Raw genomic sequence first — 18,200 nt, 5'->3', positions numbered from 1 at the left:
ACAAAAGCCCCAAAAAGGAACAACAGGATGATCAATTATGGCAGGTAAATCCAAGCCGAGCGTCTATCAGATCAAGGTCACGTTGATGGAAAGTAGGCCTCTCATCTGGCGTCGTATCCTCGCGCCCAGCCATATGCCGCTGCCAACGTTCCATGAGCTGTTACAGATCGCCAGGGGCTGGGAGAACGATCACCTCCATTAGTTCATCAGTTCATGGCGGGAAAGCAGTATTTTGGTGCGCCCGATCCCGATTTCCCGGCGGAGGTGAAGAACGAGGCCCGCGTGAAATTGCAGGAGCTTCTGCCGGCAGAAGATTCGTCAGCCATCTATGAATATGATTTTGGAGACGGCTGGCCGCATAAGCTCGTGCTGGAGAAGGTGCGGCCATATAAGGAGGGCGACCCCTTACCGAGGTACCTTGTGGTAAGCGCGCCTGTCCGCCCCAGGATTGCGGGGGCATCGGCGGCTACGAGCATCTCTTGGAGGCCGTCAGCGATCCCAAGCATCCAGAGCATGGGGAACTGAGTGAGTGGCTCGGGGAAGGTTTTGATCCCGAGCACTTCGATGCATCGCGAGCCAACTTCGAGCTCGGTAGGTATTTCGGAAAGAGCCGCCGATCCCGGGGCTGAAGTGCAGATCAAGTGTCTAACGGCGTGCATGGGAGTCCGCCGGACTTTTCTCCGGCGCCTGCCATCGGCACGAGCTCTGTGGCAGCACAACGGCTCGGGCAGCCGGCGCGGCATACGACTCGCGCGATGCAGGTCTTTTCTGCAGCATGATCCTTTCCAAAGTGCAGCAATTTAGCCTGGTGAGCCCTCTCTGCCAGCCGGAGCAGGCTCCAGGCCGGGTTCGGCACCGGCATCGCAAGGCTCACCGCGCAGCACCGTGCGCAGCCGTTAAAGCCGCCCAGGCGAGGTCCGCCGCTGGCAGGTTGCCGCGATTGGCTCATGAAGACCCGAAGTCGGCGCCGCCCAGCGCTCCTCGGCCGTGAACATCGCGTCGACGACGACCATTGGATGCACCGCCCGGATCGCCGTGGCGAGTTCTTCACGCAGCTGATCGAGCGTGCTCAGCTGCTCGACTGGAAAATCCTCCGCCAGCACCGTGTGCACGACCACATAGAGCGTCCGCCCGGGCCGGACCATGCGTACATAGCGGTTACGCACGGGCAACCGTTGCAAGACTCGGTCGATCGCCGCGGTCACGGGCTCGGTGAGCAGCGCCGGCGGAGCCCGATTGAGCAACTCCAGTATCGCCTGTTTGGCCATACGCACCGGAACACCGAGACAAATAATCACCACGGCGGCGACTAGCACCGGATCGATGTACGGGATCGCCTGCGGCCAACCGAGCGCCTGGAAGACGGGGACGAGGCAAAACGCGAGTAAAACGGTGCCCGAGATAAGGGCATCCAGGACCCAATTCTGCACATCGGCGTGTAAGAGGGGGCTATCCACCTCACGCCGCCTTCGCTGCAGCCACCAGGCCGTCAGCGAGCACAGCGCCGTGGCGAGCACTGCATAGAAAATCGCCGGCGCGGCGGCGACCGAGCGGCCCCCGCTGAACAACGCCATCAGCGAGTCAATCAGCGCGACCGCTGAAATGCCCAAGATCAGCACGCCCTTGCCGGCGTTGATCAACGACTCGAAATAGGCATAACCAAAGGGAAACTCAGAGCTATCCGGCTGCACCGCCAGCCCCGCAACGCGCACGGTCACGAGTGCCACGGCGAAATACGTCAGGTTGAATAGCCCATCGAGCAGGATGGCGCGCGAGTTCGTAATGAGCGCAAAGCTCACCCCCAATGTGCCCATGAGCAGGGCCGCGCCGACCGAACACAGTAAAGTGTTTTGCTCTGTGTTCATGGGCAACGCCGAGGCTGACTGCGGCGCTATTAAACGTGGCTGATGCGGGTGCCGAGCACCGCCAAGAACCGTGCAATCCAGGCCGGATGGGCCGGCCAGGCCGGCGCGGTCACCAAATGGCCGTCGGTCACAGCCTCGGTCACCTCGACCTCGGCGTACTCGCCACCCGCCAGAGTCACTTCGGGCGCGCAGGCCGGATAGGCCGACACCCGCCGGCCTTTGATGACCCCGGCGGCCGTGAGAATCTGCGCGCCGTGGCAAATCGCCGCCAGCGGTTTGTGCGCCCGATCGAAAGCACGCACCAGCTCAAGCACCTTATCGTTCAGACGCAGATATTCCGGCGCGCGCCCGCCCGGCAGCACGAGCGCATCGTAGTGAGCCTCGCTCACCTCGGCAAAGTCGGCATTGAGCGAGAAATTATGCCCCGGCTTTTCGGTATAGGTCTGATCGCCTTCGAAATCATGGATCGCCGTTTTGACACGCTCGCCGGCCTTCTTCCCGGGACACACCGCATGGACCGTATGCCCGACAGCCAGCAGTGTCTGAAACGGCACCATGATCTCGTAGTCCTCGCCGAAATCACCGACGATCATCAGAATCTTCTTTGTACCCATCGGTCTCGCTCCTCCATGCTGAATGTAACGGGCCGGAAATCAGGCCCCCGCCGGGATCGTTAGCGAGCGGCCCGCGCCACGGGAGCGATCACGCGCCTGTGAGCGCCTACCAAAGCCAGCGAATCAGCGCTCCGGCGAGTATACTTCGCAGAGGGTGGTCAGTGCCTACCCTCTGCCCAGATCGGCGAAACGGGCACAGCGTCGGAGGTAGCCATGCAAGCCGTCATCGGGAGCGTCACCGTCGAGTGTGTGGTGGGTGATATAACGGCCCAGGCGGATGTCGATGCCGTCGTCAACGCGGCCAATGCCGAGTTGCTACCCGGCGGCGGTGTCGCCGGAGCGATTCACGCGGCCGCCGGACCGGAGTTGGCCGCGGAGTGCCGGCCGCTGGCGCCGATTCGCCCAGGCGATGCGGTAATCACCTCGGGGCAACGGCTGCCGAACACCCACATCATCCACTGTCTGGGGCCAGTCTACGGGCGCGACGAACCGGCCGCCGCGTTGCTGGCCGAGTGCTATCGCAATGCCCTGCATCTGGCCGAGGAGCATCGGCTCGGCCGCATCAGCTTCCCGGCACTGTCAACCGGTGCTTTCGGTTATCCGATGGCGGCGGCCGCCGAGGTGGCGCTGCGCACCCTCGCCGAGGAAGCGCAGCGCCTGCACTATGTGCGGCTCATCCGTCTCGTGCTGGCCAACGAAGGCGCTTACCGCGTGCATGCCGAAGCCCTGTCACGCTGCGCGCCCATGACCTAAGGTGTCGGCGCAGGCTGGGCGATGGCCGCACAAATGCGCATGGAACGGCGCCAAGATTTGGTATTGATAGCCCTGTCCATCGCTGCTGCACAAGATGGCTCCGCCGTAACTCGCCCAGAGCCATCTGATCGGTATCGCAAGGTAAAAACGTTGAAGATCGAGCGCGGAGGATTCATGCGTGACTGACCGAAATGCCCGCTTTCAAAATGCCCTCGACCGGCTCGATGCACTGCATGCCGAGGACCCACGGCGAGAACAAGTCGCAGACAAAGAAATAGCCTATGAGCTGCTCTACGCTCAGCGCATGAGCGAATGGCTCGGGCGGGTCGCGCCGCAGGCCTCAGAAGCGCTGCGGTTGGCTACTCGTGCCCAACATCTACAACGCTGGCTCATCCCACGCGATAACTACCCGAAAGACCGCCGCGGCTACCTCGCCTGGCGCCGCGCGCTGGGGCATCGTCAAGCCGAGCAGGCCGCACAGATCCTGCACGAGGCGGGCTACGACGAGGCGGTCTGCCAACAGGTCGCCGGCATGATCCGCAAGGAGAGGCTGCGCAGCGACCCCGATACCCAGGCACTGGAAGACACCGCCTGCCTGGTCTTCCTCGCGCATTATTTTGCCGACTTCACCACCGCGCACGAGGAGACAAAGTTGCTCCGCATCGTGCGCAAGACCTGGAACAAGATGTCGCCCCGTGGCCACGAACTGGCCATGACGATTCCTCTGCCAGACGATGCGCAGGCCCTGCTGCGCAAGGCTTTGGCGTAAGTGACGGATCGCGCCCCCGCCCGAGGAGACACAAAAACTTCGCTCAGAGTACTCAACCCAAAACGAGCGATAGGAAAATCGCGACCACAGCCGCGGGGCTCACCCAGCGGATCATGAAGCGCCAGGTTCGCGTCAAAACGTTCGTGCCAAGCTCGCTTTCCTGTTCCGCGGGAACGAGCACCCAACCGGCGAAGGCCGCGATCAACAGACCGCCGATCGGCAGAAAATAATTCGAGGTCAGCGCGTCGAGCCGCTCGATCCAAGCGCTATCGACAGCGCACGGAACGCCGGCCAGGAAGGTTACTCCCCCGCAAAACCAGGCGGCGGTCACACGGCGCCAGCGCCACTCGTCGATGAAATAGGCGACGACCACCTCGAGCAGGGAGATCGACGAGGTCAACGCAGCCAGGCTGAGCAGCAGAAAGAACGTGAACGCGAGCAACCCCGCCCACGGCAGTTGGGCGAAGGCGACCGGCAACGTCTGGAACGTGAGACCCGGGCCCGCGGCCGGTTCGAAGCCGAAAGTGAAAACGATGGGAAAAATCGCCGCACCGGCGAGTAACGCCACAGCCGTGTCGGTCAATGCTACGTAAAAGGCGGAGCGTGACAGTGATTCGCCAGAACCTAGGTAGCTCCCATAGGTGATCATCACTCCCATGCCGAGGCTGAGGGAGAAAAACGCCTGACCGAGCGCTGCGAGCAGGCTTTCCCCCGAGAATTCTTCCCAGCGCGGCGTCAACAGGAAAGCCGCAGCGTCCCCCGCTCCCGAAAGCGTCAGTGAAAAACCGACCAGCCCGATCAACATAAGCAACAGCGCCGGCAACAGGATACGCGAGCCCCGTTCGATGCCAGAGGCGATACCGCCCGCCACGATGATGATCGTCGCGACCATGAACAGCGCCTGCCAGAAGATTTGGCGTGGTGCGTTACCGACGAGGCCATCGAACAGAGCGTGGATCTCGGCTCCCCCGGCCCCGGAAAAGCTGCCAGAAGCACTCAAGAGCATAAAGTCGAGCGTCCAGCCCGCGACCACGCCGTAAAAGCTCAGGATCAGGAAGCCCGAGAGCACACCGAGCCAGCCGCCGAGCACCCAGAAGCTCCGAGGCCGTAGGCTCTGGAATGCACCGACTGGGTTGCGCCGACTCGTTCGGCCGAGCATCAGTTCGGCAACCACGATTGGCAAACAAATTGCGAAAACGGAGACAATATAGACGAAAATGAACGCCGCCCCACCGTTCTTCCCGGCCATATAGGGAAACTTCCAAATGTTTCCGAGACCGACCGCGGATCCCGCGGCGGCGAGAACAAACCCAAGGCGATTCGACCACGAGCCGCGTACCGATTCCACGCTCACGAACTGTCCCCCTTGCCGAACGGCGGCTAGCGAAATCTCATGAGATCGCGGCGTGCCCACCTCTATCTGACGGAACCTTCTAGGCCCTGAGCGCGCCGGCGCCCCCCGAGCGCGGCTAGAGTCTACCAGAACGCGTCGCTAGCTCACGCCCCATGGTACTTGGCAGACGCGCCGACCGCGCTCAGCAAAGGCTCCGGCTTATGGATGTAGAAGCCTTGCGCGTAGTCGATACCGATACTCACACTCAGGCAGAAGGTGTATTCATCCCGAGTGAACCGATAAGCCAGCACGGTGTGCGCATCCCGGAACAGCCAGCGCCACCAGACCATCAAGACCGGCGCGACGATCAGCAGGCCCAGTGCGTCCCCCAGCCACCAGGTAAACCACGCGGCGCGCCAATCGGCTAGCGGCACGAGACCGTGTACAAATTGGGCGAGCGTACCCACGCCTGCGCTCAGCAGGGGCGGAATCAGACGCACGGCAATGCTGAAATGGATGGTTTGCGAGAGATTGCGAAAACACTCGACGCGGCCGGCCCAGCGTAGCAACCAAACGCCGAGCGACGCTTCCAGCGTTTGGGCCATACCGCCGGCCAATCTCATGGTCAGCGGCTGACTCAGCGACCAGCCAGTAAACAGTTCCCCCGCCACAATTAGGGACCACCAGCCAGAGCCGAGCTTGAGCAACAGCACCAAGCCGGCACCCGAGGCGGGCCATAGGAGTTAGACCGCCGAACTCCGCCGCCAATAGCAGGCCAAGGTGAGCGGCTAGTGTAGTGCCTCGCCCTGAATGCCGGCTGCGGATACCGAGCGCAAGCGGCTGGTTCCTTCCCTGGTTGCTGAACCTTTAGAAGATCCCCTACGATTTCGTCGCTTATCACGGCGCTGCTCGCCGTGAGCCCTCATCGCTCGACAAATGTCCCTGCTCGGCCCCCACGCCACATTGCGAGCAATTAACCGCCGGTCAGACCTGTTGCGATCATCAATCCGGATTTCTTGCAACGCCATCGACAAACAGTTTCTTCACATTACCTTGCACGGTGTATTTCACCACCGATCGCTCATTCACCGCCCCATAAGAAACACCATTCAAGAAAAGCTTGCCATTCTTGACTTCGACTCGATCGCCATTAATTATGATCAGCCCATTTTGCCCGGTTATGGTGGCTTGCGCCGTTGAGCTGCTACCGGAACCCGTGCTTATTGAGCTACTCACGGATGAGCTGACGCTCCTCGTATCGGCGGAGGCGGATGGGCTGCCTCCTGCGACTAGGGCGAGCATGAACGATGCAATAAAGAGCAAAAATGAGGGTGCGTGCATGCTTATTCAGAACCTCAGGAAATGCTCAGAGAAAAACCAAGGTTACTTCGATATTAGCATCTTCGAAGCGCTTGAGTTGCACCGTACCGAAGATTCGAAGTGCAAGCTGTGGCGTTGTTAAGAACCGTCACCGCCCGCACATCGCCCTGACCGCCCGCCATGTCGAGGACGTGAGCGCCGGCTTTCCCGAACGCTGCCTGGTCTCGGCCGCGGCGATGCGCTCGGCCAATCCGGGGTGGGTCGAGAGCAGGGCCGGAACAGTGGTGCGCTCCTTCTGTTCCACCAGACGCTGGAAAAGCCGCGCAACGCCCCGCGAATCGATACCCGCGCGGTGGAGCAGCGTCATGGCCAGCTCGTCCGCCGCCGCCTCGTCTGCCCGACTGTGGCTTCTCTCCAACGTGAGCCGTGCAGCTTCGGAAACCAGATCCGCACCGACGCTGGCATCACCAGCCATGAGCGCCACCAGCAGCCGGTAGCCCATGTCTCTGAGCAGCGCCTTCAGCGGGTGGCGCTCCACACCGTGGGCGATCTCGTGGGCCAGAACCGCGGCCAGTTCCTCGGGAGTTTGCCCCAACTCCAGTAATCCGGAAAAAATGACGATATGACCGCCGGTCGTCGTGACGGCGTTGGCGACTGGCGATTCGAAAACCCGGACCGTGAACCGATAGGGCGCATCGGCACCCGCTGCAAGCCGCGCGACAAGCTCCTCCAACGCGGCTTGCGCTCGGGGCTCGCGGCAAGTTGACCGATTGCTGGCGAGGGTCTCAACGGTAATTTCCCCTAGGGCTTCCGCCCAGGCCGCCGGTACCGAAGGCGCGAGCAGAACCATGGCTCGCGGCACAGCCAAGGTCAGCACGACGAGCACCGCGATCAGCGCCCCTCCCCAGACGGCAAATCGCCAACGAGCGCCGTGGCGAGCGAGGTAACGTCGCCGCAGGCGCGGAGCGTCATCGTACAGCCACTCGATCAGCCGGTGGTCCTCGATCGTCAGAATAGCGTCCGGCCAGTCAGGATGGGCCAGCCGCAAGGGCTGGCCACGATAGACTTCCTCGGTGAGGCGCAAGTCGGCAAGGCCAAGGTAGACGGCTTCCGCCCCGGATTCGATCCCCACCAGCCGCAGTTGCCCACCGGCACGCGCGAGGCGCACGCGGCGGCGGCTGGCCGTGTGGCCGTCGGACCACCAGCCCTCGATCGCGCTGATCATGCGATGCCGAGGTCGAAGGCGTCGGCGATGCCTTCGCCGGTGGCGCCCGCTGCTTCCTGAGCCTGCAATACGGCATCGTAGTTCGGCTCACCGATGATCCGCGTTCGCTCGCTGAAAAACCGTAAGGTACGCACGGCAACCCACGGCAGACCGAACCCCAACGTCACGAGGATCAACAGCAGGTTCACCAACACCAGGCCGAGGAGCTGACCGCCGGTTACAGTGAGTTCAAAGCGCACTGGGCCGAGCCGCAGCCGAGAGGCCACGTAGCGCGCTTCCGCCGCTGCGTACCAAATCAAGCTCAGCCCAAGGGTGGGGATGGCAAACAGCAAACACAGGGCAAAGACCTTGAAGAGGTCGCCGCCGCGGCCGTCGAATTCGAACTCGAGACTGCCGAAGCGCTGGTGGGTATAGACATAACGGTCTAACGCCATACGCATCCAGGGTGTGGCGAGCCCCAGCGTGACAATGACAAGCAGGCCGTAGCCGAAGGCAAACATCCCGTAGCGCCAAGCCGAGCCTTGCAGGCCAAAACGAATGCCGCGATAGCGAGTGCGGGTCAGGCGGTAGCGGCGGCTGGCGTAACGTGCGGCACCGGTGGCGAAGGCAATGAGTAGAGCGCATACGACGATCGTGCCCGTGTGGCCCGCCGGTCCCAGTAGCGCCGTCGCTGCCCCGTTCAGGGCCGTGATGCCGATCACCACAAGGATGCACAGCCCGATGGCCTTTAGGAAACCGACCAACAGCTCACCACCGGTACCCGTGTACTCGAGTCGCTCGCCGTTAAAATCGGTCTGCGTCCAGAGGTAGCGGCGTACCCGAGTCTTGGCCCAAAAGTGGTAGATACCAAGGGTAGCAATCTTCAACAATAGGTTGACGATGAAGATAGCGAAGAGCTCGCCCCCGCTGCCGTAATGCCTGATGCGTCGATGGCCGATTGTCTCTGTATGCATCGCTGCTCCCCCATTCCAGTTGATAAAAAGCCGCTTTTAAATTATTTGCTTCAACACGGGTAGCGGTGGCCCTGACCAGGTGCGGCTTCGTATATCCGGTTGTTACCGGCGAGGTCGGTGGCGGTGACAACGTGAGCCGCGCGGCCAAAGCCATCCACCGCACTGGGCTCCGCTGCACCGTCTTGGGTGAATTCACTTTGCAAGCGGCAGCATCCCGCTCCCACACTGCGGCGCCATCCCCGTCGTAGAGCAAAAATAGCGTCACACAATGAATTAGCGTCTGCGAAGAATTTGACTTGAATCGTTCCGACGCTTCGGAGCAGAGAACAAGCTCAAAGCTTAATCTAACCCGGAAATTTCATGAATCGCACACGCCCTCGCTTGCCCCTTGAATCCACAGAAGATTTTGCTCAGTCGGGCGTAGTCACCGCTACACCGCTTCTTCACAAAAACTCCTGTGAATCCACAAGCTGCACAAGCATTAAGCAGCGCGCGGATTTATGGAACTTCCGGGCTAAAGACGGGCTCGGTGGTGGGTTATTCGGCCAGGTCGGAACGCCTCCCGAGGACTGTCTTGTGCGGCCTCGGTCCGCGTTTGTTTCAACCAGTCCAAGGGCGAAGCATCGAACCGGGCTTTAAACGCCCGGGCCAATGCCGCGGGGCCACTGTAACCGACCGCGTGCGCAACGATCGCTACCGGTTTCCCCCGCCTCAGCAAGGCTTGCGCCAACCCAAGCCGCCAATGGGCAAGGTACTCCCCCGGTGTGGCCCCAATCGTGGCACGGAAACGCGCCGCAAAGCGGGCGCGGGACATCCCGGCGCGTTCGGCCAAACGCTCGAGCGTCCACTGGTCTGCCGGGTCCTCGTGGATCGCGTTCAGCGCCTTGGCCAAGCGCGGATCGGCGAGCCCCGCGAGCAGACCGACGTCTACCTGATCACGGTCCATGAGGTAACGGAACAGTTGGATCGTCAGCAGTTCACACAATCGATCGAGCGCGGCCTGCCGCCCGCAGCGGCTCTCGAAAGCCTCTTCGAATAGAAGTTCGATCGTACGCGAGAGCATCTCCAACTCGGCAAGCGGAATAACGAGCAGACGCGGCAAAGCCCGCGCGAGCGGGTTCTCTGCACCCGCACCAAAATCGATGGAACCGCAGACCGTTTCCGCCCCCTCCGGGCGAGAAGGCGCAAGGTGGTGCGTGGTCGGCCTCATGTAGAACAGCAGGGTTGGCGTGTTGATCTCGAAGGTGGCCTCACCGGCCGTTTCGACCCGCAGCGCCCCGCGCAACAAAACATGGATATGACCGACGCCGTCAACAGCATCGAAGGTAGCGGCCGAACACAGCGGTCCACTGTTGAACACCCGGGCGCGGAGTTCGAAACGATTTAGAAGCGAGGCGAGCCGATCCACCATAACGATACTATATGCACACAATTAAGTACTAAAAGATACCAAGCGTATTGGTTTTTCGTCCAGTATTCATCGCGGGCCGCCAAAGTCATCGGTCCCGACATCTCTAATAATGAAGGAGGCACCATGAACAAGCTTTTGAGCTGCCTGATCAGCGCCGGCCTTGCCTTGACGGTAGTAACCGCAACGCAGGCAGCGGACCTGGCCGAGCAAACATTTCAGCAGTATGTGGACGCGAAGGGCACCATCCGGCTGCCACAAGGCTTCCGCCTTGCATGGACTCATCTTGGCTCTTGGGTCGTCAGCGATCCGGAAGCCCCCGGCTACGGATTCCACGATGTGTATACGCAACCGGAGGCTGCCAAGGGGTATCGTCAAACCGGCAAATTTCAGGATGGGACCGTGCTGGTAAAAGAAATCCGCAAGATCGGCGCCGGCAAGATGACCACGGGCCAGGCGCAGTGGGCGACCGAGCCAGCCATCTGGTTCGTCATGATTAAGGATGCGAAAAACCGCTTCAAGGGTCCACATTGGAGCAAGGGCTGGGGCTGGGCTTTATTTAAGGCAGAGGACCCGACCGTCAACGCCTCCGAGGGTTTTGAGAAAACCTGCAGGGGATGCCATGTTCCCGCACGCCATTCCGACTGGGTGTTCGTCGATGGCTACCCGACTCTGAGGCCCTGAGGCCCTGAGGCCCTGAGGTTTGCATGGAATGCAGAGGTAGCGCCGCCGCGTCAAGGCTACGCGGCGGCGCGCCATATGCTCAAGCAGCGGATCTTCATCTACGCTCGCCGATACGCACCCGGCCCGATACTAAAATGCTTCTTGAACCCTCGCCCGAACGCGGCCCCGGATTGTTCGCTACGCGCACCTGGCGCTGGCGTTGTCCGAGAATCCGCAGGTGCGCAATTTCGCGGCCACGATGATTCGCGACCACAGCGCCGTGAATCGGCACGCTCTGGCGCTGGTACAGAAGCTGCACATCACGCCACAAGACAACCCCGTCAGCCGACAGCTGAGCGAATAGGCCGCCGACATCCGGGCGGACTCGGGACCCTGGGCGGCGCCGGCTTCGACCGGCGTTACGCGGCCAACGAGCTGGCCTACCATCGGTTCGTCAACGACGTTGTCGGGGGCACTTTCATCCCGAACTTAAAAGCCCTGCTGAGCTCAGCATTGACGACTTTCAAGGCGCACGAAGCGCATGCGAAAGCCATGAACACGGCGCTTGCCGGCTTTGGCCTGCTCAACGGGCTGGAGCGAGTCAAGGCCTATCGAGCGACGCTCGCCGCGCGCCCGTCTGTGCAAACGGCGGTGCCGAAGGTTTATCCGGCGCGGCTGCGCGCGTTCCTGCGGCGGCGTAACAGCCATCTTGCCGGACTGAGGGAGGGAAGGCTTGAGGCGGTGGCGCGCGTCCGCGGCCTACGCGCGTAAATTTTATGAGGTGTCCGACGTAGCCGAGACCGTCGATTTCGAGTCGATCGAACGACACTATTTCGACGCTCACCCCAAAATCGACCGGATGCTCATACCGGTACCGGTCTTGGCTGGCGTTGCTCGTCGATCGCGACGTACACGAAGGTCGCTTCGGTCACCTGAATCCGCTCCTCGGAGAAGCGCTCCCGGCGCCAAGCCTCGACGGCGACGGTAATGGAGGTGCGCCCCGTCTTCAGCAGTTTCGCATAGAGGCTGACTTCATCGCCCACGAACACGGGTTTGAGGAAGCTCATGCCGTTTACCGCGGCGGTGGCAACCCGTCCCCGGGCGTGGCGGGTTGCTACGATGGAGCCGGCCAGGTCCATCTGCGCCATGAGCCAGCCACCAAAGATATCCCCCGAGGGGTTGGTGTCCTTCGGCATGGCGATGGTGCGGATTTCAGGTTCGCAGACAGGCGGTGCGGTTACGGGATCGTTGCGGGACACTGGAGCCCCCCCTAATTGCCGGAGTAGCACGACATTATCCGGATCGCGACAATGGGGGGAAGCACCATGCCCCGAGCCGCAGGGTGCCGGCTAAGATCAGCAGCCCGACGAGCGCAAAAAAAGCGTCATCTAACCCGGGAAATTCATGAATCACACACGCCCTCGCTTGCCCCTTGAATCCACAGGAGTTTTTGCTCAGTCGGCCGTAATCACCGATACGCCACTCCTTCACGAAAACTCCTGTGAATCCACAAGCTGCACAATCATTAATCATGGCGCGGATTCATGAAATTTCCGGGCTAAATGAAACACCCATCAAGCCACCAGAGTACGGTGCAGTGCCTCAATTGCAGCCCGTGCCCCGTCCCGTCCGGCCAAAGGATCGGCAATAAGATTGAAGCGCTCCAGCGCCGGCGCGTCCACCTCCATGCATTGAACACGCTGGCGAGACTGCAGATTCGCCGCAATGACCACATCCAGAAGATCGGTTGGTCCCTCGTGGCGACGGTCGGCATGCTCGTGTTCTGCGGCTACGGCAACGAACCGTTCCGGGAAATGCCACTCAACGAGAATGCGGGCTCCAAAGGAAGGGTGATGCCGCGCAACGAGTCCGTCCAGGGCAGCGGCATCCCGCGCCAACTCAGATTGCCGGGCCGCGAATGCAAACACGGGCAGCGCTCCGATATCGTGGATCAAGCCCGCGAGCAGCGCCTCCTGCTCATCCAGCCCGGGCGTGGATTGGGCGAGATAATGGGCAATCGCGGCCACTTCAATGGCGTGCTCGTGATGGGCGCGCAATCGCTCGCCGACCGCTCCACTGTACCGCTCCGTCTGACGCAGTAAACACAATCCCGTCACCAGCGAATTGGTAAGGTTGAAGCCGAGCGCTCCAATAGCCCGATCGAGTCGGCTCACCGGAGTGGCACGGCGCAAGGCGGCGGCATTAACCACCTTCATGATCCGGGTCGTCAGCACGGCGTCGGCGGCGATCAAACGCGCCAGGGAGTCGAGTGTTGCGCTTTCCGAGGCAATAGCCTGCCGGACGCGCAGCGCCAGATCCGGAAGCCCCGGCAACGCAATCTCACCACGGGCAATAGCAGACTGAAGTAAAGTGGACCAAGCCAGACTTCCGCCAGCAACACATTCATTCACCGATGCGCCCTCCCTGCTTCCGGATAACAACGAACCAATCGAGCCTGCTACTGTTAGGCCCACGCATCGGGGCAAGCCGCGCCATCGCGTTGCAGCGGCCGCCCAAAAAGCTTTGAAAGCAAAGAATTATGACACAGCGCAGCACGGCTGCATGGAAGTGGTTCAAATTTTGGAGACGGTTTTTCTAGTGTAAGGTTCATGGCAAACACCCGTCATTGAAGGAGGGACACGCGATGAGAGGCCCCCGGCGGTTGGAACGCGATGAGCGCGTTGCTCTGAAGCCATTGCGCGAGCTTGCCGATCAAGCCTTCTCGCGAGCGGCCGGCGCGCCGTTAATCGGTGGCAACCATGTCCGTTTGCTCAAAGATGCAGGCGAGAATTACCCCGCCTGGCTGAGAGCAATTCGCGCGGCTCGCCACCACATCCACTTCGAAAGCTACATCATTTATGAGGACGCGGTTGGCTGGGAATTTGCCGATGCCTTGATCGAAAAGGCACGGGAGGGGGTCACCGTGCGGCTTATCTACGATTGGATGGGCGGTTTCAGGAAAGCCTCGCGGCGGTTCTGGAGCGCTCTGCGCTCGGCCGGCGTTGAGGTTCGCTGCTACAATCCGCCGCAGCTGCGCAGTCCGCTCGGCTGGCTCTCGCGCGACCACAGAAAACTGTTGGCGGTCGATGGCGAGGTTGCTTTCGTCACTGGCCTGTGCGTGGGCCGTATGTGGCGTGGCGATCCCGTGCGCAAAATCGAGCCGTGGCGCGATACCGGGGTGGCAATCCGCGGCCGCGCCGTAGTGGAAGTTGAGCGCGCGTTCGCTCGAACCTGGGCTTGGTCCGGGGAGCCGCTTCCCGCAGCAGACGCCATCGACATACCGGCTCCCGCCGGAGATATGAGTTTGCGTATCGTAGCGAGCGAGCCCGCAACCGCGGGCATGTTTCGCTTGGACCAACTCGTCGCCGCACTCGCTCGCAAGCGGCTGTGGCTGACCGATGCCTATTACGCCGCCACTACCTCATATGTCGAAGCGCTGCGCGCCGCCGCGAAAGACGGCGTCGATGTTCGCCTGCTGCTGCCGAATGCAACCGATATTCCGCTGCTCCGACCGCTCTCGCGGGCAGGCTATCGCACGCTGCTCGAAGCCGGGGTCCGCGTCTTCGAATGGAACGGGGCAATGCTGCACGCCAAGACAGCGGTCGCTGACGGCCATTGGGCCCGGGTCGGATCGACCAACTTGAATATCGCGAGCTGGTGGGGTAATTGCGAACTCGATGCCGTCGTAGAAGATGACTCGTTCGCGGGCGCGATGGAGGCGATGTATTTGCAAGATCTGGCCAATGCCACGGAAGTCGTGCTCGATCACAGGCGCCGGCCCTGTGCGCCCGGCGAGCCGCCCCATCCGCGAGCCGAGGCCGGCAGCGGCGCAGCGGGCAGCACCAGTCGTGCAGCGGCCGGGGCGGTCCGAATCGGGCATACTATCGGTGCGGCCTTCACGGATCGTCGTGCCCTGGGCCCGATCGAAGCGCGCCTCACAACCGTTGCCGGTGGCATAGTGCTTACGCTCTCGGTGCTGTTGGCGGTATTCCCGCGGCTCGTAGCCTACCCAATCGTCGCGTTCGGCCTCTGGAGCGGCCTTGCGCTACTGTACCGCGGGTATCAACTCGCGCGGCGGCACCAACAAACGGATCCGCGTGAGTGAGGCGGCAACTGCGGCCCTTCATTCGAATCGCCTTAGAGGTCCGCGCGCAACCAGGCCCAGGCCTGCGCGAGCTCCGAGGCTTTATAATGCCTTACCGTCGCCCGGGTAAAAGGTTTAAAGAAACGGGCCAGCCACGTTTCCCACCGCCCGTCGCCGACCACGGCGATGCGCTCGAAATCCGCGTAGTGTTTGGTTGCAAACCGAATGTCCTCCCACACGGCGCGCATATCCACACCTTCGAAATTCTCACACTGCACGAAGACGCGAAGCTTGCCCTCAACGGCCAAAATCGCCTCAAGCGCAGGCATCAATGCCCGGTACTCGGCATCATGCAGTCGGCCTCTCAGCTTGTAGCCGACAATCTTCGGCGAGCCTGTTTGGAGTGATTCAATCATGGCTGGCCGCTCGCCTTCCTACGTCGCCTGGTCATCGTGCTGCCTAGCTGGCCTAGCCACCGATTCCATCAATGGCCTACCTAACTTGAAGTCTAGGTCAACCACCCGGCCGAAAACAGCGCGTGGCGGCGTGGGCGAGCCACCCGCCCCACCCCTGCGCCGCAGCAATCGTAATTCGATTATCGTGAGCACTCGCCGCCGCCTGCACTCCCATATCGGCCACTTAAGAAATGACTGACTAAGCTTTAAGAGTAGCAAACCATTAGCCATCGCTGCAGCGTATTGCACTTGCGGACAGTGGCGGTCTATCAGGAGGCAAGATGAAATGTTCAAAGACCGCGCGGATGCCGCCGAACAGCTAGCCCAACGGCTGCGGTATTTCAAGGGTGAGAGCCCACTGGTGCTCGCTATCCCGAGGGGGGGTGTACCCATGGCGAAACGCATCGCCGACGCCTTGGGTGGTGAATTGGATGTGGTGCTGGTACACAAGCTGGGGGCACCCGGCAACCCGGAATATGCCGTAGGTGCGGTGAGCGAGGACGGTACGGTGCAACTCTCCGAACATGGCCGTAGGCTTTGCAGCGACAAGTACATCGAGCGCGAGGTCGACATTCAATTGCGAACCCTGCGCGCGCGGCGGCAATCGTATACACCGGTGCGTCCTCCCATCGAGCCAACCGGGCGAGTCGTGATCGTGGTCGACGATGGCAGCGCAACCGGCGCCACCATGATTGCAGCACTGCAAACGCTACGGCAACACGCGCCCCGCCAACTCATCGCCGCGCTCGGAGTGGCCCCCCCGGATGCCTTGCGCCGCATCGAGGCCGCCGCCGACACCGTAATCTGCCTGGCGGCCCCAGCCCTATTCTACGCCGTCGGACAACACTTCTCGGACTTCCGCCAAATCAGTGACGAAGAGGTGATCGAACTCCTGCGCCAAGCCAGAGAAGACGGTACCATCGACGAATAAACTTCATACTGCGCCCACGCCGCCGGCGACCGGGGCTGCGGTCGCATGGCCGCTTGCGAGGCGCTTCATACTTACAACAGCCCATGCTTGCTCGAGGATGTTGCATGCGTTTTTTCACTCTCGGTTTGATGCTGTTTTTGACCCTCGTTTTCAGTGCACTCGGCTATTTTCTCGGCTTATCGTGGCTTTGGGGGCTAACAATCTCATTACCGCTGGCGCTGCTCGGAATTTACGATCTTATCCAGCGTAAACATAACGTCGTACGCAACTACCCGATCCTTGCGCACATCCGCTTCATGGCGGAAGCCATTCGCCCGCAAATTCGCCAGTACTTCGTTGAAAGCGATATCGATGGCGCACCGTTCACTCACAACGAGCGCAGCACCATTTACAAACGTGCGTGTGGCATGGACGATGCCAAGCCATTCGGTACCGAGCTCAATGTCTACAATCTCGAATATGAATGGATCGATCACTCGATCGTTGCGAAAGAAAATCCCGACCCGGACAACATGCCGCGCGTCGCCATCGGCGGCCCTCAGTGCAGCAAACCGTATTCAGCCTCCCTATTCAACATTTCGGCGATGAGCTTCGGTGCGCTCGGTCCACACGCGATCATGGCGCTCAACAAAGGTGCAAAGCTCGGCAACTTCGCCCACGACACCGGCGAGGGGGGGCTGAGTCCTTATCATCAGAAGTTCGGTGGCGATCTCATCTGGGAGATCGGCAGTGGATACTTCGGTTGCCGCAATGACGATGGCACATTCAATGCTGAGATGTTCCGCGATCAGGCGCAAAGCGATCAGGTGAAGATGGTCGAGATCAAACTCTCCCAGGGCGCCAAGCCGGGCCATGGCGGGCTGTTGCCTGGCGCGAAGGTCACCGCGGAAATTGCGGCAACGCGCAAAATACCGCAGGGCAAAAGCTGCCAGTCGCCGGCGGCGCATTCAGCGTTCTCGACGCCGATCGAACTGCTGGAATTCGTCGCCAGGCTGCGTGAGCTCTCCGGCGGCAAACCGGCCGGTTTCAAGCTCTGCATCGGTCACCGCTGGGAATTTCTCGCGATCTGCAAGGCCATGCTTCAAACCGGTATCCTACCGGATTTTATCGTGATCGACGGCGCCGAGGGCGGCACCGGGGCGGCCCCCCTGGGACTGTCCGACTACGTCGGCACGCCGCTGCGCGAAGGACTGCTGTTCGCGCACAATGCGCTCGTCGGCGCCGGCCTGCGCGAGCGCATTCGCATCGGTGCGAGTGGCAAGGCTGTCGGAGGAAGCAGGCTCGCCATGAACCTCGCGCTCGGCGCGGACTGGTGCAATTCGGCGCGCGGCTTTATGTTCGCGCTCGGCTGCATCCAAGCGCAAAAATGTCACACCGGCCGCTGCCCAACCGGCATCACTACGATGGATCGGCTGCGCCAACGCTCGCTGATCGTCGAAGACAAGGCACGGCACGTACAGCGTTTCCACTACCACACCGTGCGATCACTCGGGATCATCACGGCGGCGGCTGGCCTGGATCATCCAGCCGAACTCAAGCCGCATCACATCTGCTTGCGTATTTCCTCAGACGAGATCCGCACCGCCGCGGAGTTCTACGAATTTCTTGAACCGGGCGTGTTGGTCAACGGCAGCGGTCAGCCAACTTATCGCCGCTATTGGGAGATGGCGCGCGCCGAGAGTTTCGCGCCGGTGCTGTGAAGCCTCGAAAACGGTTCGCACATCACCTCGTGCCGAGAGTTGGGTTCCAATAATTTCATTTAACTCTTCGGCAAGCGCTGGGCAAACGGAGCAATTGATCAGATCAATGACAACGATAAAACCATGG

General features: G+C 61.4%; 20 protein-coding genes and 2 pseudogenes. 11 read left to right on the top strand and 11 right to left on the bottom strand.

What is annotated here, in order from left to right; all coding sequences use genetic code 11:
- Positions 1–37 precede the first annotated feature (37 nt).
- From NB231_RS18895 to NB231_RS20205, 3 genes and pseudogenes are all read left to right on the top strand, one after another.
- Positions 38–202: an IS1096 element passenger TnpR family protein gene (locus NB231_RS18895; RefSeq protein ID WP_004999382.1), complete on the top strand. Its 165-nt coding sequence runs from the start codon at positions 38–40 to the stop codon at positions 200–202.
- Positions 203–213: 11 nt separating this feature from the next.
- Positions 214–525 carry an IS1096 element passenger TnpR family protein gene (locus NB231_RS02220; protein WP_004999381.1) on the top strand — a complete coding sequence of 104 codons (312 nt, stop codon included), beginning with the start codon at positions 214–216 and terminating at the stop codon, positions 523–525.
- A pseudogene (locus tag NB231_RS20205) lies at positions 435–629 on the top strand (IS1096 element passenger TnpR family protein); the annotation flags it as partial. The gene NB231_RS02220 and the pseudogene NB231_RS20205, both read left to right, overlap by 91 nt.
- A gap of 267 nt (positions 630–896) precedes the next feature.
- Here NB231_RS20205 and NB231_RS02215 read toward each other — a convergent pair.
- Together NB231_RS02215 and NB231_RS02210 are read right to left on the bottom strand one after the other, a co-directional pair.
- Positions 897–1,865, bottom strand: coding sequence for a cation diffusion facilitator family transporter (locus NB231_RS02215; RefSeq protein ID WP_004999380.1), 969 nt, complete (start codon positions 1,863–1,865; stop codon positions 897–899).
- A 29-nt stretch (positions 1,866–1,894) separates the two neighbouring features.
- On the bottom strand, positions 1,895–2,479 hold the full coding sequence (locus NB231_RS02210) for a DJ-1/PfpI family protein (RefSeq protein WP_004999379.1): 585 nt from the start codon (positions 2,477–2,479) through the stop codon (positions 1,895–1,897).
- Positions 2,480–2,692: 213 nt separating this feature from the next.
- Here NB231_RS02210 and NB231_RS02205 point away from each other — a divergent pair, with 213 nt between their 5' ends.
- Both NB231_RS02205 and NB231_RS02200 read left to right on the top strand, forming a co-directional pair.
- On the top strand, positions 2,693–3,232 hold the full coding sequence (locus NB231_RS02205; protein WP_004999378.1) for a macro domain-containing protein: 540 nt from the start codon (positions 2,693–2,695) through the stop codon (positions 3,230–3,232).
- 178 nt (positions 3,233–3,410) lie between these two features.
- A complete protein-coding gene (locus NB231_RS02200; protein ID WP_004999376.1) occupies positions 3,411–4,001 on the top strand; it encodes a DUF4202 domain-containing protein in 591 nt (196 codons plus the stop codon).
- A gap of 52 nt (positions 4,002–4,053) precedes the next feature.
- Here NB231_RS02200 and NB231_RS02195 read toward each other — a convergent pair whose 3' ends face one another.
- The 6 genes and pseudogenes from NB231_RS02195 to NB231_RS02165 form a co-directional block, all read right to left on the bottom strand.
- Positions 4,054–5,355: a sodium-dependent transporter gene (locus NB231_RS02195; RefSeq protein ID WP_004999375.1), complete on the bottom strand. Its 1,302-nt coding sequence runs from the start codon at positions 5,353–5,355 to the stop codon at positions 4,054–4,056.
- 143 nt (positions 5,356–5,498) lie between these two features.
- A pseudogene (locus NB231_RS02190) lies at positions 5,499–6,062 on the bottom strand (MASE1 domain-containing protein); the annotation flags it as partial.
- Between the two features lie 274 nt (positions 6,063–6,336).
- On the bottom strand, positions 6,337–6,570 hold the full coding sequence (locus tag NB231_RS18200; protein ID WP_156776866.1) for a hypothetical protein: 234 nt from the start codon (positions 6,568–6,570) through the stop codon (positions 6,337–6,339).
- A 232-nt stretch (positions 6,571–6,802) separates the two neighbouring features.
- Complete coding sequence (locus tag NB231_RS02175; protein WP_004999368.1) at positions 6,803–7,879, bottom strand: M48 family metallopeptidase; 1,077 nt, start codon at positions 7,877–7,879, stop codon at positions 6,803–6,805.
- Complete coding sequence (locus tag NB231_RS02170) at positions 7,876–8,832, bottom strand: YjgN family protein (RefSeq protein WP_004999367.1); 957 nt, start codon at positions 8,830–8,832, stop codon at positions 7,876–7,878. The genes NB231_RS02175 and NB231_RS02170 overlap by 4 nt, the downstream gene beginning before the upstream one ends.
- Before the next feature lie 514 nt (positions 8,833–9,346).
- Entirely contained in the window at positions 9,347–10,243 is an 897-nt protein-coding gene (locus NB231_RS02165) for an AraC family transcriptional regulator (RefSeq protein ID WP_004999366.1), read from the bottom strand.
- Between the two features lie 123 nt (positions 10,244–10,366).
- Between NB231_RS02165 and NB231_RS02160 the strand changes: the two genes are divergently transcribed.
- The 3 genes from NB231_RS02160 to NB231_RS17305 all read left to right on the top strand — a co-directional run bounded on the left by NB231_RS02160 (position 10,367) and on the right by NB231_RS17305 (position 11,674).
- Positions 10,367–10,924 (top strand): cytochrome P460 family protein, encoded by a 558-nt coding sequence (locus tag NB231_RS02160; protein WP_004999365.1) that lies wholly within the window; start codon positions 10,367–10,369, stop codon positions 10,922–10,924.
- Between the two features lie 169 nt (positions 10,925–11,093).
- The gene (locus tag NB231_RS17310) at positions 11,094–11,267 is read left to right on the top strand and encodes a DUF4142 domain-containing protein (RefSeq protein WP_084766202.1); all 174 of its coding nucleotides are present in this window, start codon (positions 11,094–11,096) and stop codon (positions 11,265–11,267) included.
- A gap of 188 nt (positions 11,268–11,455) precedes the next feature.
- On the top strand, positions 11,456–11,674 hold the full coding sequence (locus NB231_RS17305; protein WP_156776865.1) for a hypothetical protein: 219 nt from the start codon (positions 11,456–11,458) through the stop codon (positions 11,672–11,674).
- A 92-nt stretch (positions 11,675–11,766) separates the two neighbouring features.
- Here the strand turns inward: NB231_RS17305 and NB231_RS02150 are convergent, their stop codons facing one another.
- Together NB231_RS02150 and NB231_RS02145 are read right to left on the bottom strand one after the other, a co-directional pair.
- The gene (locus NB231_RS02150; RefSeq protein WP_004999362.1) at positions 11,767–12,162 is read right to left on the bottom strand and encodes an acyl-CoA thioesterase; all 396 of its coding nucleotides are present in this window, start codon (positions 12,160–12,162) and stop codon (positions 11,767–11,769) included.
- A gap of 315 nt (positions 12,163–12,477) precedes the next feature.
- Positions 12,478–13,314, bottom strand: a complete 837-nt coding sequence (locus NB231_RS02145; protein ID WP_040661604.1) for an HDOD domain-containing protein — start codon at positions 13,312–13,314, stop codon at positions 12,478–12,480.
- 233 nt (positions 13,315–13,547) lie between these two features.
- Between NB231_RS02145 and NB231_RS02140 the strand changes: the two genes are divergently transcribed.
- Positions 13,548–15,008, top strand: a complete 1,461-nt coding sequence (locus tag NB231_RS02140) for a phospholipase D-like domain-containing protein (protein ID WP_004999357.1) — start codon at positions 13,548–13,550, stop codon at positions 15,006–15,008.
- A gap of 32 nt (positions 15,009–15,040) precedes the next feature.
- On the opposite strand, the gene NB231_RS02135 is transcribed toward NB231_RS02140, so the two are convergent.
- Positions 15,041–15,403, bottom strand: a complete 363-nt coding sequence (locus NB231_RS02135; RefSeq protein ID WP_004999356.1) for a SpoIIAA family protein — start codon at positions 15,401–15,403, stop codon at positions 15,041–15,043.
- Positions 15,404–15,671: 268 nt separating this feature from the next.
- On the opposite strand from NB231_RS02135, the gene NB231_RS02130 reads away from it, so the two are divergent.
- Both NB231_RS02130 and NB231_RS02125 read left to right on the top strand, forming a co-directional pair.
- Complete coding sequence (locus NB231_RS02130; protein ID WP_332247718.1) at positions 15,672–16,373, top strand: phosphoribosyltransferase; 702 nt, start codon at positions 15,672–15,674, stop codon at positions 16,371–16,373.
- A 104-nt stretch (positions 16,374–16,477) separates the two neighbouring features.
- Positions 16,478–18,073, top strand: a complete 1,596-nt coding sequence (locus NB231_RS02125) for an FMN-binding glutamate synthase family protein (protein WP_004999351.1) — start codon at positions 16,478–16,480, stop codon at positions 18,071–18,073.
- Positions 18,074–18,200 lie beyond the last annotated feature (127 nt).

Source organism: Nitrococcus mobilis Nb-231 (genome assembly GCF_000153205.1).
Classification (GTDB): domain Bacteria; phylum Pseudomonadota; class Gammaproteobacteria; order Nitrococcales; family Nitrococcaceae; genus Nitrococcus; species Nitrococcus mobilis.
Note: the sequence above shows the minus strand (reverse complement) of the source record. Positions and strands in the feature narration are given on the sequence as shown.

Excerpts from the sequence above, each read along its gene's own strand:
- NB231_RS17305 (WP_156776865.1), top strand. The coding sequence starts at position 11,456 with ATGAACACGGCGCTTGCCGGCTTTGGCCTGCTCAACGGGCTGGAGCGA.
- NB231_RS02175 (WP_004999368.1), bottom strand. The coding sequence starts at position 7,879 with ATGATCAGCGCGATCGAGGGCTGGTGGTCCGACGGCCACACGGCCAGC.
- NB231_RS02205 (WP_004999378.1), top strand. The coding sequence starts at position 2,693 with ATGCAAGCCGTCATCGGGAGCGTCACCGTCGAGTGTGTGGTGGGTGAT.
- NB231_RS02140 (WP_004999357.1), top strand. The coding sequence starts at position 13,548 with ATGAGAGGCCCCCGGCGGTTGGAACGCGATGAGCGCGTTGCTCTGAAG.
- NB231_RS02210 (WP_004999379.1), bottom strand. The coding sequence starts at position 2,479 with ATGGGTACAAAGAAGATTCTGATGATCGTCGGTGATTTCGGCGAGGAC.
- NB231_RS18895 (WP_004999382.1), top strand. The coding sequence starts at position 38 with ATGGCAGGTAAATCCAAGCCGAGCGTCTATCAGATCAAGGTCACGTTG.
- NB231_RS02215 (WP_004999380.1), bottom strand. The coding sequence starts at position 1,865 with ATGAACACAGAGCAAAACACTTTACTGTGTTCGGTCGGCGCGGCCCTG.
- NB231_RS02135 (WP_004999356.1), bottom strand. The coding sequence starts at position 15,403 with ATGATTGAATCACTCCAAACAGGCTCGCCGAAGATTGTCGGCTACAAG.
- NB231_RS02160 (WP_004999365.1), top strand. The coding sequence starts at position 10,367 with ATGAACAAGCTTTTGAGCTGCCTGATCAGCGCCGGCCTTGCCTTGACG.
- NB231_RS02165 (WP_004999366.1), bottom strand. The coding sequence starts at position 10,243 with ATGGTGGATCGGCTCGCCTCGCTTCTAAATCGTTTCGAACTCCGCGCC.
- NB231_RS02220 (WP_004999381.1), top strand. The coding sequence starts at position 214 with ATGGCGGGAAAGCAGTATTTTGGTGCGCCCGATCCCGATTTCCCGGCG.
- NB231_RS02170 (WP_004999367.1), bottom strand. The coding sequence starts at position 8,832 with ATGCATACAGAGACAATCGGCCATCGACGCATCAGGCATTACGGCAGC.
- NB231_RS02125 (WP_004999351.1), top strand. The coding sequence starts at position 16,478 with ATGCGTTTTTTCACTCTCGGTTTGATGCTGTTTTTGACCCTCGTTTTC.